Origin of the sequence: Streptomyces sp. CC53 (assembly GCF_001865245.1) — a bacterium.
In the GTDB taxonomy this organism is placed as follows: Bacteria; Actinomycetota; Actinomycetes; order Streptomycetales; family Streptomycetaceae; genus Streptomyces.
In genome coordinates this window covers 24,868-40,404 of record NZ_MKXB01000220.1, presented here as the reverse complement: position 1 = coordinate 40,404, position 15,537 = coordinate 24,868, and the positions used below count along the sequence as shown (strand labels likewise).

The 15,537-nt window shown below is 72.3% G+C and carries 13 protein-coding genes; 4 read left to right on the top strand and 9 right to left on the bottom strand.

Annotation, left to right across the window (positions count from 1 at the left end; translation table 11 throughout):
- Positions 1-8: 8 nt before the first annotated feature.
- On the bottom strand, positions 9-458 hold the full coding sequence (locus BJP40_RS29190) for a DUF948 domain-containing protein (protein WP_071283557.1): 450 nt from the start codon (positions 456-458) through the stop codon (positions 9-11).
- A 178-nt stretch (positions 459-636) separates the two neighbouring features.
- Between BJP40_RS29190 and BJP40_RS29185 the strand changes: the two genes are divergently transcribed.
- The gene (locus BJP40_RS29185; protein ID WP_071283554.1) at positions 637-2,781 is read left to right on the top strand and encodes an AAA family ATPase; all 2,145 of its coding nucleotides are present in this window, start codon (positions 637-639) and stop codon (positions 2,779-2,781) included.
- Between the two features lie 88 nt (positions 2,782-2,869).
- Here the strand turns inward: BJP40_RS29185 and rpsD are convergent, their stop codons facing one another.
- Positions 2,870-3,484, bottom strand: a complete 615-nt coding sequence (gene rpsD, locus BJP40_RS29180; RefSeq protein ID WP_071273532.1) for a 30S ribosomal protein S4 — start codon at positions 3,482-3,484, stop codon at positions 2,870-2,872.
- 191 nt (positions 3,485-3,675) lie between these two features.
- Between rpsD and BJP40_RS29175 the strand changes: the two genes are divergently transcribed.
- Complete coding sequence (locus BJP40_RS29175) at positions 3,676-4,458, top strand: DUF2470 domain-containing protein (protein WP_079171553.1); 783 nt, start codon at positions 3,676-3,678, stop codon at positions 4,456-4,458.
- 27 nt (positions 4,459-4,485) lie between these two features.
- Here the strand turns inward: BJP40_RS29175 and BJP40_RS29170 are convergent, their stop codons facing one another.
- The 4 genes from BJP40_RS29170 to BJP40_RS29155 form a co-directional block, all read right to left on the bottom strand.
- Positions 4,486-5,844: a replication-associated recombination protein A gene (locus tag BJP40_RS29170; RefSeq protein ID WP_071283549.1), complete on the bottom strand. Its 1,359-nt coding sequence runs from the start codon at positions 5,842-5,844 to the stop codon at positions 4,486-4,488.
- A gap of 69 nt (positions 5,845-5,913) precedes the next feature.
- A complete protein-coding gene (locus tag BJP40_RS29165; RefSeq protein ID WP_071273568.1) occupies positions 5,914-6,534 on the bottom strand; it encodes a vitamin K epoxide reductase family protein in 621 nt (206 codons plus the stop codon).
- Between the two features lie 186 nt (positions 6,535-6,720).
- Positions 6,721-7,983 (bottom strand): histidine--tRNA ligase, encoded by a 1,263-nt coding sequence (hisS, locus tag BJP40_RS29160; RefSeq protein ID WP_071283547.1) that lies wholly within the window; start codon positions 7,981-7,983, stop codon positions 6,721-6,723.
- 12 nt (positions 7,984-7,995) lie between these two features.
- Positions 7,996-8,703, bottom strand: a complete 708-nt coding sequence (locus BJP40_RS29155; protein ID WP_071273544.1) for an MBL fold metallo-hydrolase — start codon at positions 8,701-8,703, stop codon at positions 7,996-7,998.
- A gap of 154 nt (positions 8,704-8,857) precedes the next feature.
- On the opposite strand from BJP40_RS29155, the gene BJP40_RS29150 reads away from it, so the two are divergent.
- Together BJP40_RS29150 and BJP40_RS29145 are read left to right on the top strand one after the other, a co-directional pair.
- Positions 8,858-9,643: a peptidylprolyl isomerase gene (locus BJP40_RS29150; protein WP_071283544.1), complete on the top strand. Its 786-nt coding sequence runs from the start codon at positions 8,858-8,860 to the stop codon at positions 9,641-9,643.
- 234 nt (positions 9,644-9,877) lie between these two features.
- The gene (locus BJP40_RS29145) at positions 9,878-11,107 is read left to right on the top strand and encodes a DUF349 domain-containing protein (RefSeq protein ID WP_071273550.1); all 1,230 of its coding nucleotides are present in this window, start codon (positions 9,878-9,880) and stop codon (positions 11,105-11,107) included.
- A gap of 90 nt (positions 11,108-11,197) precedes the next feature.
- Here BJP40_RS29145 and BJP40_RS29140 read toward each other — a convergent pair whose 3' ends face one another.
- The 3 genes from BJP40_RS29140 to secF form a co-directional block, all read right to left on the bottom strand.
- Positions 11,198-13,735 carry a bifunctional (p)ppGpp synthetase/guanosine-3',5'-bis(diphosphate) 3'-pyrophosphohydrolase gene (locus tag BJP40_RS29140; RefSeq protein ID WP_071283541.1) on the bottom strand — a complete coding sequence of 846 codons (2,538 nt, stop codon included), beginning with the start codon at positions 13,733-13,735 and terminating at the stop codon, positions 11,198-11,200.
- A gap of 173 nt (positions 13,736-13,908) precedes the next feature.
- Positions 13,909-14,451: an adenine phosphoribosyltransferase gene (locus BJP40_RS29135; RefSeq protein ID WP_071273556.1), complete on the bottom strand. Its 543-nt coding sequence runs from the start codon at positions 14,449-14,451 to the stop codon at positions 13,909-13,911.
- Positions 14,448-15,536 (bottom strand): protein translocase subunit SecF, encoded by a 1,089-nt coding sequence (gene secF, locus BJP40_RS29130; protein WP_071273559.1) that lies wholly within the window; start codon positions 15,534-15,536, stop codon positions 14,448-14,450. Before secF ends, BJP40_RS29135 begins: the two co-directional genes overlap by 4 nt.
- Between the last annotated feature and the right edge of the window lies 1 nt (position 15,537).

Below are 15,537 nucleotides of genomic sequence, written 5' to 3'. Positions count from 1 at the left end.
GTGTCGCGTCAGCCCTTCCGGTTGCGGCCGCGCGCCTTGGGCACGGTGCGGCCGACGATGACGGTGCGCCGCGCCGCGGGCGCCGGCCGGTCGGGCCTGTCGGTGCGGTCCTCCGTGTCGCGGCTCATGGCCCGGCGTACGCCGTAGCCGAACGCCGCGACCTTGACGAGCGGGCCGCCGAAGGTGGAGGCCACGGTCGTGGAGAGCGCGGACGCGTTGGAGGTGACCTCCTGGACGTCCGAGGCGATGGCGTCGACGCGGTCGAGCTGGGTCTGCGCGGAGCGGACCGTCGCGGAGGCGTCGGCCAGCAGGGGCACCGCCTGCTCGGTCACGTCCGCCACGAGACGGGTGGTCGCCTTGAGCGTCTGGGCCAGCCTCACCAGCACCACGGCCAGGAAGGAGACCAGGATCGCCCAGAAGACGGCCACCAGGATCCCGGCAACCTCTCCACCGGTCACTGTGCACCGCTCTCTGCTCGTCGAAGTCCGTTGGTTCGCGTGTATCTCAGTCGCTGAAGGTCGTCCTCCGAGCCTATCGCGCCCGTGGTGGCGCCCCGTACCGGATTGTGGGCCGCGCGGTGCCGGCCAGGGACGGCGTTTGTACGGAGAGCAGCCCGCTCGGTACGCTCCGTGTCCTATGCGACGGAGCAATCTGCCCGCCGAGCTGAACCGGTTCGTCGGGCGCGACGCGGAACGCGGTGAGCTGGACCGGCTGATGTCGGACTTCCGCCTGGTGACGGTGGTGGGGGTGGGCGGGGTCGGCAAGACCCGGTTGGTGGTGCAGGCGGCGCGGGAGGCGCAGAAACGCTACTGCGACGGTGTCTGCCTGGTGGAGCTGGCAGGGCTGCGGGATCCGGAGCTGGTGGACCACGCGCTGGTGGAGGCGCTGGGGTTGGCCGACCAGACCAGCCGCCCGCCGGGCGAGGTGCTGGCGGACCACCTGGCGGGGCGCCGGGTGCTGCTGGTGCTGGACGGCTTCGAGCACCTGGTGGGGGCGTGTGCCGCCGTGGTGCGGCGGCTGCTGCTGAGCGCGCCGGGGCTGACGGTGCTCGCGGCGGGGCGGCGGCCGTTGCGGGTGGACGGCGAGGCGGTGCTGACGTTGGCGCCGCTGCCGGACGAGGACGCGGTGCGGCTCTTCACGGACCGCGCGGCGGCGGTGTGCCCCGGCTTCGGTCCCGGCGACCCCGAGCCGGTACGGGAGCTGTGCCGGCGCCTGGACGGGATCCCGCTGGCGCTGGAGCTGGCCGCGGGCCGGCTGACCGCGCTGTCCGTGCAGCAGGTGCTGGTGCGGCTGGACGACCGGTTCCGGCTGCTGACCCGGGGCAGCCGGGGGGCGACGGCGCGGCACGGGACGCTGCGCACGGCGATCGGGTGGAGCCACGAGCTGTGCACCCCGGAGGAACGGCTGCTGTGGGCGCGCCTGTCGGTGTTCGCGGGCCCCTTCGACCTGGAAGCGGTGGAGTACGTGTGCACCGGTCCCGACCTGCCGCCGGAGCGGGTGCTCGACGTGCTGGACGAGCTGATCGCCCAGTCGGTGGTGCTGCGGGACGGCTCGGGCCCGGCGGGGCTGCGCTACCGGATGCTGGACACGGTCGCGGCCTACGGCGCCGAGTGGCTGGCGGCGCTGGGTGACGCGCAGCGGCTGCGGCGGCGGCACCGCGACTGGTACGTGGGGCTGGCCACGTGGTGCGAGCTGGAGTGGTTCAGCCCCCGGCAGGCGGAGGTGGCGGGGTGCGCGGAGAGCGCGCTGCCGAACCTGCGGGCGGCGCTGGAGCTGTGCCTGGAGGCGCCGGGCGAGGCGCATCTGGCGCAGCACCTGGCGGGGACGCTGTGGTTCTACTGGGTGGGCTGCGGGCGGCTCTCGGAGGGGCGGCACTGGCTGGACCGGGCGGTGGCGCTGGAGTCGGGCCACGAGGACGCCCGGCTGAAGGCCCTGTGGGTGCTGGGCTACGTGGCGATCCTGCAGGGTGACGGCACGGCGGCGGTGGGCGCGCTGCACGAGTGCGGGGAGCGGGCGGAGCGCGTGGGCCACGCGCTGGCCCGGGCGTACACCACCCACCGGAAGGGGTGCCTGGCGCTGCTGTCGGACGACATGCAGGGGGCGGAGGAGCTGCTGGGGCGGGCGCTGGCGGAGTACCGCGAGCTGGGCGAGCTGAACAGCCAGGTGCTCATGGGTCAGGTGGAGCTGGCGATCACGAAGGTGTTCCAGGAGGACCTGGAGGCGGCGGTCTCGCTCTGCGGCGAGGTGCTGGAGGTGTGTGAGGAGCGGGGCGAGCGGTGGACTCGGGCGTACGCCCTGTACGTGCTGGCGTACGCGGCGTGGACGCGGGGCGACCTGGTCGCGGCGCGGGAGCTGCTCGACGAGTGCGTGGTGATCGACCACGCGTTCCACGATCTGGTGGGTCTCGTGCTGGCCGTGGAACTGCTGGCGCTGGTGACCGCGGGTGAGGGCGATCCGGTGGAGGCGGCTGTGCTCCAGGGTGCGGCCGGCCGGATGTGGGAGTCGGTGGGGCCGCCGCTGTTCGGCTCGGCGTACTTCGGGGCGCCGCGGCGGTGGTGCGAGCAGCAGGTGCGGGAGGCGTTGGGGAGGGAGGCGTTCCTGGCGCACGTCGCGGAGGGCAGGGCGCTGGGGCTGGACGCGGCGGTGGAGCGGGCCTTGTCGGGGCGTCCGTGCCGGGCGGCAGCCGCGGTGGAGCGGGCGGGCGGCGGGCGCGGCCCGCTGCCGGAGATGCGGAAGCCCGCCGGCTCCCCCACCGTGAAGGGCGGGGAGCCGGCGGGCTGAACGCACGCCGTGGCGCTGCGGGCGGCGCGTCCCGGTCCCGTGCGGGGCAGGGGCGCGCCGTGATCGCGGTACGGGTACCGCGCCCGGGTCAGCGGGCGTAGTACTCGACGACGAGCTGCTCGTCGCAGACGACCGGGATCTCCTTGCGGTTCGGGTCGCGGTCGAGGCGGAAGGCCAGGGCCTTCAGGTTGACCTGCAGGTAGCGCGGGGTCTCGCCGTCGGGGGCGAAACCACCCTCGCGGGCGACCTGGAACAGGGTCTTGCTGCGCGAGCGCTCGCGGACCATCACGACGTCGTCCGGGCGGACCCGGAAGGACGGCTTGTCGACCTTCTGGCCGTTGACCTGGATGTGGCCGTGGACGACCATCTGGCGGGCCTGGTAGATGGTGCGGGCGATGCCCGAACGCAGGACCAGGGCGTCGAGGCGGCGCTCGAGCTCGACCACCAGGGCCTCACCCGTCTTGCCCTCGGCCTTCTTGGCGCGGTCGTAGGCGCGGGCCATCTGGCGCTCGCTGATGTCGTACTGGGCGCGCAGGCGCTGCTTCTCCAGCAGACGGACCTTGTAGTCCGAGTTCTGCTTGCGTCCACGGCCGTGCTCGCCCGGCGGGTACGGACGGGCCTCGAAGTACTTGACGGCCTTCGGCGTCAGGGCGATGCCGAGCGCACGGGACTTCTTGACCTTGGGACGCGACTGGTTAGGCACGTTCTCCAGACCTCCGAAATAGGTTAGGTTAGGCTCACCTTACTCAAGGAGATCGTATGTCTCGCCCTGGGAACACCACACGCATCACGGACGGCAACACGAAGAACGATGCCTCTCAGCAGGGCATCGACGTGACGGAGGTCCGATCAGCTCATGGTCAGCCGCGTCCCGGCGGGCTGGAAACCGCTCGGATGCCGTCAGCAGCCGAGCGCACACGAACTCTCGTACAGGGTACATGCTCCGCGGAGCTGCTCGTCCCGGGGGCCGCTGCCCCCGGCCCGGAGCAGCAGCTTCCCGACCGGCTCCGCCTCCAGCCCGACGCCCGCGCCGTGGGACCGGACGGCGAGATCCTGCTGCTGTACCCGGCCGACTCCCCGGCCGTACGGGCCGCCACCCACGCCCAGGACGACGAGCTGCCCGCCGTGCTGGAGCTCACGGACGTGGCGCCGGTCGCCGTCCCCCACCGCATCCGCGCCCGGGCCTGGGTCCGCGGCTGGCTCACCTGCGTACCCGGCCTGGCCGCACCCGGCCACATGATGCTGCGCCTGGAGGTCGGCGAACTCTACGTCGACGACCTGTGGGGGGACGGGCCCGTCGACCCCGAGGACTTCGCGCGCGCCGCCCCGGACCCGCTCAGGCAGCACGAGACGGAGCTGCTCCAGCACCTGGCGGCCGCCCACGGCGACCGGATGCACACGCTGGCCTCCCTGCTGGGGGACCGCGCGGGCGACGCGGACGCGGCGGCGCTGCGGAGCACCGTCCCGCTGGCCCTGGACCGGTTCGGGCTGCGGGTGCGCTGCCGGGACACCGCGGGGCACACCTTCGACGCGCGCTTCGACTTCCCCGACCCGGTACGGGACGTGCACGGGCTGCGCCGCACCATGCACCGGCTCTTCGACGAGGCCGCCGCCGCACACCAGGCGCGGCCGCACGCGGGCGGGGAGGCGGACGGCGGGGCGGAGCAGCGCGCCTGAGCCCCGCGGGCGGCGCAGCGGGGCACCTCAGCCGCCGGCCTCGCCGCGCAGCCGCTCGCGCACCTTCTCCACCACGTCCGCGTACCGCGCCTCGGCGCCGTAGCGGGTCGGCCGGTAGTACCGGCGGTCCTGGATCGCGTCGGGTGCGTACTGCTGGGCGGCGATGGCACCCGGCACGTCGTGCGGGTACACGTACCCCTGCGCGTGACCCAGCGAGGCCGCACCCTTGTAGTGGCCGTCCCGCAGGTGCGACGGGACCGGCCCGGCCAGCCCCTCCCGCACGTCCGCCCGGGCCGCCTGGACGGCCAGCGTCGCCGCGTTCGACTTCGGGGCCAGCGCGAGGGCGATCGTGGCGTGGCTGAGGGTGAGCGCCGCCTCGGGGAAACCGATCATCGCGACCGCCTGCGCCGCGGCGACCGCCAGCGGCAGCGCCGTCGGGTCCGCGAGCCCGATGTCCTCGCTCGCCGAGATCATCAGCCGCCGCGCGATGAACCGAGGGTCCTCCCCCGCCTCGATCATGCGCGCCAGGTAGTGCAGCGCCGCGTCCACGTCCGACCCGCGGATCGACTTGATCAGGGCGCTCGCCACGTCGTAGTGCTGGTCGCCGTCCCGGTCGTACGCCACCGCCGCCCGGTCCACCGCCGTCTCCAGCGTCGCCAGGCTGATCTCCGGCTCGCCGAGGGCGAGGGCGGCCCCCGCCGCCGCCTCCAGCGCCGTCAGCGCCCGCCGCGCGTCCCCGCCCGCCACCCGCAGCAGGTGCGCCTCGGCGTCCTCCGGCAGTGTGACGGCGCCCCCCAGCCCGCGCTCCTCGGCCAAGGCCCGGCGCAGCAGTCCGCGCAGGTCGTCGTCGGTGAGCGGCTCCAGGGTGAGCAGCAGCGAGCGGGACAGCAGCGGCGAGATGACCGAGAAGTACGGGTTCTCGGTGGTCGCCGCGATCAGGGTGACCCAGCGGTTCTCCACGGCCGGCAGCAGCGAGTCCTGCTGCGCCTTGCTGAAGCGGTGGATCTCGTCCAGGAACAGGACGGTCTCCCTGCCGAAGCCGCCCGCCGCGCGCCGGGCCCCGTCGATCACGGCCCGGACCTCCTTGACGCCCGCGGTGATCGCGGACAGTTCCACGAACCGCTTGTTGGTGGCCTTGGACACCACGTACGCCAGGGTCGTCTTGCCGATGCCCGGCGGGCCCCAGAGGATCACGGACGAGGAGCCGGCGGGTCCCCCGCCGCCCTCGCCGACCAGCCGCCGCAGCGGCGACCCGGGCTTCAGCAGGTGCCGCTGGCCGACGACCTCGTCCAGGGTGCGCGGGCGCATCCGGACGGCCAGGGGACTGCTGGACGGGTCCTTCTCCTGGCGTTCCTCTGCTGCTGCGGTGAAAAGGTCGGGCTCCACGCCATGAAGCCTAAGCGAGCCCGCCGACAGTCCCGCCCGGCCGGCTCCGGCCCGGGCGGAACTCCGGGGTCAGCTCGTCCAGAGCAGGTCCCACCAGCGGGTCAGGATGAGCATCACGATGATCCCGATGTGCAGGACCGGCACGACCCACGTGAACTCGTCGAAGAAGCGCCGCAGCCATCCCGGCGCGGGCAGCACGCCCTTGCGCACGTTGAACGAGGTGACGTACCAGAACATGACGATCGTCGCGGCCCAGGCGAGGCAGCACCACAGGCACAGCGAGTTGATGACGTACAGGGACTGCTGCATCAGCCAGGTGCAGAAGCCCACGCCGAACAGCATGCCGCCGTTGAGGCCTAGCCAGTACCAGCGCCGGTAGCGGGCTCCGGCGAGCAGGCCGACCCCGATCGCGACGACCATGCCGTACGTGACCAGGCCGAGCATCGGGTTCGGGAACCCGAAGACCGACGCCTGTTCGCTCTTCATGATGTTGCCGCAGGACACGATGGGGTTCAGGCTGCAACCGGGGACGAAGTCCGGGTCCTCCAGCAGCTTGAACTTGTCGAGGGTGATGATCCACGCGGCGAGCAGTCCCGCGGCACCGGTGACGACGAGCATCCAGGCGAACGCCCTGCCCGCGCCGAGCGTGCGCGAGTCGGGGGACACGGTGTCAGCAACTGCTTTCGTCATCACGGCCGTTCCGTCGATGGGGGTCTGCTGCGGGCGTCGCGGCGCCGTGGTCATTGTGCCGGACGCGGCGCGGTGCGCGCCGTTCGGTGTGGATAAAGAGCGGCCGGAAACAGCCGCGGAGGGCGGACGCACCGCTTCGGGCGCCCGCCCTCGCATGCCCGTGGGGCACGGCGGCCCGCACGCGGGTCAGGCCAGCTTGCCGCGCAGCGTGTCCGTGAGCGCGTCCAGCGCGACCGCTTCCTGCTCGCCCGACTCCATGTCCTTGAGCTGCACCACGCCCTCCGCGAGGTCGCGTTCGCCCGCGATCACCGTGAAGCGGGCGCCCGAGCGGTGCGCCGCCTTCATACCGGCCTTCATGCTCTTGCCGCCGTACGCCATGTCCGTGGCGACGCCGGCCTTGCGCAACTCCGTGACCAGCGCGAACACGCGCCGCTTGGCGTCCTCGCCCAGTGCCACGGCGAACACGTCGGTGGCGGCCGGGATGTCCAGCCCGACGCCCTCCGCCTCCAGCGCCAGGACCGTGCGGTCCACGCCGAGGGCCCAGCCGACGGACGGCAGCGCCGGGCCGCCGATCATCTCGGACAGCCCGTCGTAGCGGCCGCCGCCGCCGACCGCGGACTGCGAGCCGAGGCCGTCGTGGACGAACTCGAACGTCGTGCGCGTGTAGTAGTCCAGGCCCCGGACGAGCTTCGGGTCGTCCTCGAAGGCCACGCCCGCCGCCGTCAGCAGCTCGCGCACCTCCTCGTGGTACGCCTTGCACGCGTCGCACAGGTAGTCGCGCAGCAGCGGCGCGCCGACCAGCTGCTTCTGTACCTCGGCGCGCTTGTCGTCGAGGACCCGCAGCGGGTTGATGTCGATGCGGCGCCGGGTGTCCTCGTCCAGGTCGAGGCCGCGCAGGAAGTCCTGGAGGGCCGCGCGGTAGACCGGGCGGCACTCCTGGTCGCCCAGCGAGTTCAGCAGGATGCGGAACCCGCGCAGACCCAGGGAGCGGTACGCCTGGTCGGCCAGGATGATCAGCTCGGCGTCGAGCGCCGGGTCCTCGGCGCCGATCGCCTCGGCGCCCACCTGGGAGAAGTGGCGGTAGCGGCCCTTCTGCGGGCGCTCGTAGCGGTAGTACGAGCCGGAGTACCAGAGCTTGACGGGCAGGTTGCCCGCCTTGTGGAGGTTGGCCTCCAGCGCGGCCCGCAGCACGGACGCCGTGCCTTCCGGACGCAGGGCCAGCCTGTCACCGCCCTTCGTCTCGAAGGCGTACATCTCCTTCGTCACGATGTCCGTGGACTCGCCCACACCGCGGGCGAACAGCTCGACGTTCTCGAAGCCGGGCGTCTCGACGTAGCCGTAGCCGGACCTCCGCAACGGGGCGGCGATGGCCTCGCGCACGGCCAGGTACGTGGCGGAGTCGGGGGGCAGGAGGTCGTACGTGCCCTTGGGGGCCTTGAAGGTGCTCACGGAAGTCTCTCGTCACATTCCTCGTCGGGGAGCCTGGGCGCTCCCGAGGCCGGCGGCCACCTGCCGCAGATACGGGTTGGTGGCGCGCTCCCGGCCGATGGTCGTCTGGGGGCCGTGGCCGGACAGGACCACGGTCGAGTCGTCGAGCGGCAGGACCACGCGGCCCAGCGAGTCGAGCATCTCGGCCATGTCGCCGCCCGGCAGGTCGGTGCGTCCGACGGAGCCGGCGAAGAGCAGGTCGCCCGAGAAGAAGACCGGCGGGATGTCCGCGGCCTCGGGCAGCCCGAAGGTCACCGACCCCTTGGTATGTCCGGGCGCGTGCGCGACGGTGAGTTCCAGCCCCGCCAGCTCCAGGCGGGCGCCGTCGGTGAGCTCGTGGACGTCGTCCGGCTCCCCCACCGTCAGCTCCCCCATGAGCGGCATGCCGATGGAGCGGCCCAGGGCCTTCTCCGGGTCGCTCATCATGTAGCGGTCGGACGGGTGGATCCAGGCGGGCACGTCGTGGGCCCCGCAGACGGGCACGACGGAGGCGACGTGGTCGATGTGGCCGTGCGTGAGCACGACGGCGACCGGCTTGAGCCGATGCTTCCTGAGTGTCTCCTCGACTCCCTGCGCGGCCTGGTGGCCCGGGTCGATGATCACGCACTCCTCACCGGCGGCGGGGGCGACCAGGTAGCAGTTGGTCCCCCAGGCCCCGGCGGGGAACCCGGCAATAAGCACGATCGTCCTCGGATTGTCGTCGGCGGGTCGGCCGTCGGAAGAGAAGGCAGCAGATCAGAGCCTACCGGCGCTGCTCATTCCCCGGCCAACCCGTATACGGTACGGGCACACCAGCCCCAGTCCCGCACATGAGACGTACGAGGAGACAGACCCGGTGGTCAGCAGCGATCAGCGACGGCGGCAGGCCGCGAGGAAGAGGTACGAGCGCCAGCAGCAGCGGCGCAGGGAGGCCCAGCAGAAGGCCAGGCGGCGCAACGCGGTGATCGCCGGCGCCCTCGCCGTCGTCCTCGCCGCGGGCGCGGGCGCCTACGCGACGGGCGTACTGGGCGGCGGCAAGGAGGACAAGGCGTCGGCCGGTGCGAGTGGCGAGCCCACGCCGAGCGCTCCGGAGAAGTCGCCGGAGCCGTCGATGGCCATCGACACGAAGGCCGCCTACACCCTGGCGCTCAAGACCAACCACGGCGACATCGCCATCGCCATGGACGCCGCCAAGGCCCCGCGCACGGTGAACTCCTTCTCGCACCTCGCGGGCAGGAAGTTCTTCGACGACACCCCCTGCCACCGCCTGACGACCAAGCCGGCGAGCATCTTCGTCCTGCAGTGCGGCGACCCCGAGGGCACGGGCTACGGCAACCCGGGCTACGAACTGCCCGACGAGAACCTCGACTCCCTCGGCAAGGCGGGCGCCGACGGCATGGTCACGTACAAGGCCGGCACGGTGGCCATGGCCAACAGCGGGCCGAACACGGCGGGCAGCCAGTTCTTCCTCGTGTACGAGGACAGCAAGCTGCCCCCGGGCTTCACGCCCTTCGGCACCATGGACGAGGCAGGGCTGAAGGCCGTACGGAAGATCGCCGAAGGCGGAGCCGAGGGCAGCGCCGGGGACGGCGCCCCGAAGAAGCCGGTCACGATCGAGAAGGCGACCGTCACCGGGAAATGACCTGCGTCCGCCGCGTCCCCGGCGACAGCCGGGGAACACGGGGGCCAGGGGAATTGTGTTCCGACGAGTGCGGACAGCCGGGCGGCGGTTCGCCTAGATTGGCGTTGTGCAGCGCGTACGGGGTCCCCGGGACCCGGTGCGTGCGCCGTGGAGGACGGGCGAGGCCCGTCCGGGACAACCGTGGACGATGCCCAGGGGGGAAACCCCTCATCGGCATCATGTGGAGGAGGCGCTGTGAGCAGCGACCCGTGGGGCCGCGTCGACGAGACGGGCACCGTGTACGTGCGTACCGCCGACGGGGAGAAGGTCGTCGGATCGTGGCAGGCGGGCACCCCTGAGGAGGCCCTGGCCTACTTCGAGCGCAAGTACGAGGGCTTGGTGGTCGAGATCGGCCTCCTCGAGCGACGCGTGAAGACCACCGACCTGTCCGCAAAGGACGCGATGGTCGCGATCGAGCACCTGCGCACGCAGGTGGACGAGCACCACGCGGTCGGTGACCTCGACGCGCTCGCCAAGCGGCTCGACCGGCTCGTCGAGCGGGTGGAGGCGCGCCGCGAGGAGCGCAAGGCGAAGAAGGCCCAGCAGACCGAGGAGGCGCGGCGCGCCAAGGAGGAACTGGTCGCGGAGGCCGAGCAGCTCGCGCAGAGCGAGCAGTGGCGCGCGGCCGGTGAGCGGCTGCGGGCGCTGGTGGACACCTGGAAGGGTCTGCCGAGGCTGGACCGGAAGTCCGACGACGAGCTGTGGCACCGGTTCTCGCACGCCCGGTCGGCGTTCTCGAAGCGCCGCAAGGCGCACTTCGCGGCGCTGGACGCGCAGCGTGAGGACGCCCGGCGGGTCAAGGAGCGGCTGGCCGCGGAGGCCGAGGCGCTGCAGGACTCCACCGACTGGGGTGCGACGGCCGCCCGCTACCGCGAGCTGATGGCGGAGTGGAAGGCCGCGGGCCGGGCGCAGCGCGAGCACGAGGACGCCCTGTGGAACAGGTTCCGCGGTGCGCAGGACGTGTTCTTCGCGGCGCGCGGTGCCGTGTTCGCCGAGCGGGACGCGGAGCAGGCCGAGAACCTCAAGCTGAAGGAGGAGCTCGCCGCCGAGGCCGAGAAGCTGGTGCCGGTGTCGGACCTGAAGGCGGCGCGGGCCGCGTTCCGGGACGTCAACGAACGCTGGGAGGCCATCGGCCATGTGCCGCGCGACGCCCGGTCGAAGGTCGAGGGCCGGATGCACGCGGTGGAGCGGGCGCTGCAGGAGGCCGAGGAGGCCGAGTGGCGCCGCACCAACCCGGAGGCCCGGGCGCGTGCCGCGGGCCTGACGGGCCAGCTCCAGGACGCCGTGGACAAGCTGCGGGCGCAGGTCGACGCGGCGCGCGCGGCCGGCAACGACGCGAAGGCCGACAAGCTGGCGCGTGAGCTGGAGGGCCGGCAGGCGCTGCTGGACCAGGCGCTGAAGGGCCTGCGGGAGTTCGGCGGCTGAGCGGTTGCGCCGGGGGCTCCACCACCGGAGCCCCCGGTACGCGGCGTGCCACGGGCGGGTCGGACGTGTCGTCCGGCCCGCCCGTCGCCGTCAGGGCCTGCGGGCGGACGTCACGCGGTACACGTCGTAGACGCCCTCCACTCCCCGGACCGCCTTCAGGACGTGGCCCAGGTGCTTGGGGTCGCCCATCTCGAAGGTGAAGCGGGAGGTGGCCACCCGGTCGCGGGACGTCTGGACGGCCGCCGACAGAATGTTGACGTGCTGGTCGGACAGGACGCGGGTGACGTCCGACAGCAGCCGGGAGCGGTCCAGCGCCTCCACCTGGATGGCGACGAGGAAGACGGACGACTGGGTGGGCGCCCACTCCACGTCGAGCATCCGCTCGGGCTGCTGCGCGAGGGAGTCGACGTTGACGCAGTCGGCGCGGTGCACCGACACACCACTGCCGCGGGTGACGAAGCCGATGATGGGGTCGCCGGGCACGGGGGTGCAGCAGCGGGCCAGCTTCACCCACACGTCGTCGACGCCCTTGACGACGACGCCCGGGTCGGCCTTGGAGCGGCGCTTGCCGCGGCCGCGGGCCGGGGGCGACGTCTCCGCGATGTCCTCGGTGGCGGCTTCCTCTCCGCCGAGGGCCTGCACAAGCTTCTGGACGATGGACTGGGCCGTGACGTGGCCCTCGCCGATCGCCGCGTACAGCGAGGAGATGTCGCTGTAGCGCATCTCGTGCGCGAGGGTGACCAGGGAGTCGCCGGTGAGGATGCGCTGGATCGGCAGGTTCTGCTTGCGCATCGCGCGGGCTATGGCGTCCTTGCCCTGCTCGATGGCCTCGTCGCGGCGCTCCTTGGAGAACCAGGCGCGGATCTTGTTGCGGGCCCGCGGGGACTTGACGAAGCCGAGCCAGTCCCGGGAGGGGCCTGCGCCGGCGGCCTTGGAGGTGAAGACCTCCACCAGGTCGCCGTTGTCGAGGGTGGACTCCAGCGGCACCAGGCGGCCGTTGACCCGGGCCCCTATGGTGCGGTGGCCGACCTCGGTGTGGACGGCGTACGCGAAGTCGACGGGGGTGGCCCCGGCGGGCAGGGCGATGACGTCGCCCTTGGGCGTGAAGACGAAGACCTCGTTGCGGGACAGGTCGAAGCGGAGGGACTCCAGGAACTCGCCGGGGTCCTCGGTCTCCTTCTGCCAGTCGAGCAGCTGCCGCAGCCACGCCATGTCGTTGACGGCGGCCGCGTCCTTGCCGCCGCGGCCGCCGGCCCGCGGGGTGTCGGTGCGCACCTTGGAGGCACCGGCGACGGCGTCCTGCTTGTACTTCCAGTGCGCGGCGATGCCGTACTCGGCGCGGCGGTGCATGTCGAAGGTGCGGATCTGCAGTTCGACGGGCTTGCCGCCGGGGCCGATGACCGTCGTGTGGAGCGACTGGTACATGTTGAACTTCGGCATCGCGATGTAGTCCTTGAACCGGCCGGGGACCGGGTTCCATCGCGCGTGGATGGTGCCGAGGGCGGCGTAGCAGTCGCGGACCGTGTCGACGAGGACGCGGATGCCGACCAGGTCGTAGATCTCCGCGAAGTCCCGGCCGCGGACGATCATCTTCTGGTAGACGCTGTAGTAGTGCTTGGGGCGGCCGGTGACGGTGGCCTTGATCCGGGCGGCCCGCAGGTCGGACTGCACCTCGTCGGTGACGATGGCGAGGTACTCGTCCCGCTTGGGGGCGCGCTCGGCGACCAGGCGCACGATCTCGTCGTACATCTTGGGGTAGAGGATCGCGAAGGCGAGGTCCTCCAGCTCCCACTTGATGGTGTTCATGCCCAGTCGGTGGGCGAGCGGAGCGTAGATCTCCAGGGTTTCGCGGGCCTTCTGCTCCTGCTTCTCCCGCTTGAGGTAGCGCATGGTGCGCATGTTGTGCAGGCGGTCCGCGAGCTTGATGACGAGGACGCGGGGGTCCTTGGCCATGGCGACGACCATCTTGCGGACGGTCTCCGCCTGCGCGGCCTCGCCGAACTTGACCTTGTCGAGCTTGGTGACGCCGTCGACGAGGAGGGCGACCTGGTCGCCGAAGTCGCGGCGCAGGTCCTCCAGGCCGTACTCGGTGTCCTCGACGGTGTCGTGGAGGAGGCCTGCCATGAGCGTGGCGGGGTCCATGCCGAGTTCGGCGAGGATCGTGGTGACGGCGAGGGGGTGCGTGATGTACGGGTCGCCGCTCTTGCGCTTCTGTCCGCGGTGCCAGCGCTCGGCGACCTGGTAGGCCTGCTCGATCTGGCGGAGCGTGGCCGTCTCGATCTTCGGGTCGTTGCTGCGGACTATGCGCAGCAGCGGTTCGAGGACCGGGTTGTACGTCGTGGAGCGCTGCACGCCGAGCCGGGCCAGGCGGGCGCGGACGCGGCTGGACGAGCCGCTGGTGCGGCTGGGCGCGGTCGGCGCGGGCTTGGCGGGAGGTGCCGGCTTCGGTGCCGGGGCGCCCGGCTTGGGTGCGGGTGCGGAGCGCGTGCCGCCGCGGGAACCGGCTGCGGGCGGCTTGGCGTCGGCGCCCCTGTCCGGCGGCGTGGCGGAGGTTGCCGCGGCATTCTGTGCCTGGTCGGCCCGCTGATCGGGGGTCGCGGCGGAGAGTGGCTTGACCTCGTCTGGCAAGGGCGCTCCTCGTGCGGGTCCGGGTCCCCCGGTGAGTCCCGGAAATCCCATGGTATCGACCCCGGGCGCCCCTCTCGCCCCGGGCGGGTCCCCCGACAACACGGGACGGGCACCCGGGGATTCCCGGATGCCCGTCCCGTGGCCCGTCGGCCGGGTGAGCGGCCGCGGTGGTGTCAGACGGTGATCAGCGCCTCCAGGGGCGCCCCGCGGAGCGCGGGCTCCAGTCGGCTGCGGCCGGCGAGGAAGCCCAGCTCCATCAGGACGGCTACGCCGGCGACGTCGGCGCCGGCCCGCCGGATGAGTTCCAGAGACGCCTCCGCCGTGCCGCCGGTGGCGAGGACGTCGTCGATGACGAGGACGCGGTCGCCCGTGGCCAGGTCCTCGGCGTGGACCTCGATCTCGGCGGTCCCGTACTCCAGCTCGTACGCCTGCCGGAGCGTGGCTCCCGGGAGCTTGCCCGCCTTGCGGACCGGCACGAACCCGACCTGGGCGGTGACGGCCACGGGGGCGGCGAGGATGAAGCCGCGCGCCTCCAGACCGACGATCTTCGTGGCGCCGTACCGGGTGCACAGCTCGGCGAAGGCGCCGGTGAGGGCGGCGAAGGCGACCGGGTCCGCGAGCAGCGGCGTGATGTCCTTGAACATGACGCCGGGCTTGGGGTGGTCGGGGATGTCGCGGATCCGGCTGAGCAGCAGGTCGCGGGTGGCGGTCGTCATCCACGGCTCCCGGTGGGGCGTCCGCCGCGGCGGGCGCGCTGGCCGGCGAGCGCGGTGGCGGCGCCCTCGGGCAGCTCGCCGCCGTCGGCACCGCCCTGCTCGTCGTTGTCCTTGGCGGCGCCCGCGGCCCGCTTGGCGAGGACGCGCTTGCGCAGGGCCTTCATCTGCGGGTCGCGCTCCTTGAAGTCCGCGACGAGCGGGGTGGCGATGAAGATCGACGAGTACGCGCCGGCGGCGAGGCCGACGAACAGCGACAGGGAGATGTCGTTGAGCATGCCCGCGCCGAGGAAGCCGCCGCCGATGAAGAGCAGGCCGGCCACCGGCAGCAGCGCCACGACGGTGGTGTTGATGGAACGGACCAGGGTGCCGTTGAGGCTCCGGTTCGCCATCTCGCTGTAGGTGTAGCGGGTCTGCTTGGTGATGTCCTTCGACCCCTCCTTGAGCCCGTCGAAGACGACGACGGTGTCGTAGAGGGAGTAGCCGAGGATGGTCAGCAGACCGATCACGGTGCCGGGGGTGACCTCGAACCCGACGAGGGAGTACACGCCGACGGTGATGGTGAGGTCGTGGACGAGGGCGATGAGCGCGGCGAGCGCCATGCGCCACTCGAAGGCGATCGCCAGGTAGATCACCACGAGGATCATGAAGACCCCGAGGCCGGTCCATGCCTTGTTGGCGATCTGCTTGCCCCAGCTGGGGCCGACCAGCTCGGCGGTGATGCTCTTCTCGGAGACGCCGAGGCCCTCGGCGATCTCGCCCTTGATCTCGTTGGCCCGCTGGGTGTCCAGGTCGGAGACCTGGATGCGCATGGTGCCGTTGCCGAGCTTCTGGACGATGCTGCCGTGCCCGGCGGCCTCCTCCGTGATCTCCTGCGCCTGGGCGACGGAGACCGGGGTGGACGGGGTCGTGAAGACCGCGCCGCCCCGGAACTCGATGCCCATGTTCAGGCCGCGCACGCCGAGGGCGACGATGGCGGTGATGGTGATCAGGATCGAGACGCCGTACCACAGCTTGCGCTTGGCGACGAAGTCGTAGCCGACCTCACCGCGGTAGAGACGGGCGCCGAGATTTCCGAGTCGCGACATC

What these genes read in the sequence shown, in the direction of transcription:
- BJP40_RS29185 (WP_071283554.1), top strand. Translation starts at nt 637, where the DNA reads ATGCGACGGAGCAATCTGCCCGCCGAGCTGAACCGGTTCGTCGGGCGC.
- BJP40_RS29175 (WP_079171553.1), top strand. Translation starts at nt 3,676, where the DNA reads ATGCCGTCAGCAGCCGAGCGCACACGAACTCTCGTACAGGGTACATGC.
- BJP40_RS29165 (WP_071273568.1), bottom strand. Translation starts at nt 6,534, where the DNA reads ATGACGAAAGCAGTTGCTGACACCGTGTCCCCCGACTCGCGCACGCTC.
- BJP40_RS29135 (WP_071273556.1), bottom strand. Translation starts at nt 14,451, where the DNA reads ATGACGACCGCCACCCGCGACCTGCTGCTCAGCCGGATCCGCGACATC.
- secF (WP_071273559.1), bottom strand. Translation starts at nt 15,536, where the DNA reads ATGTCGCGACTCGGAAATCTCGGCGCCCGTCTCTACCGCGGTGAGGTC.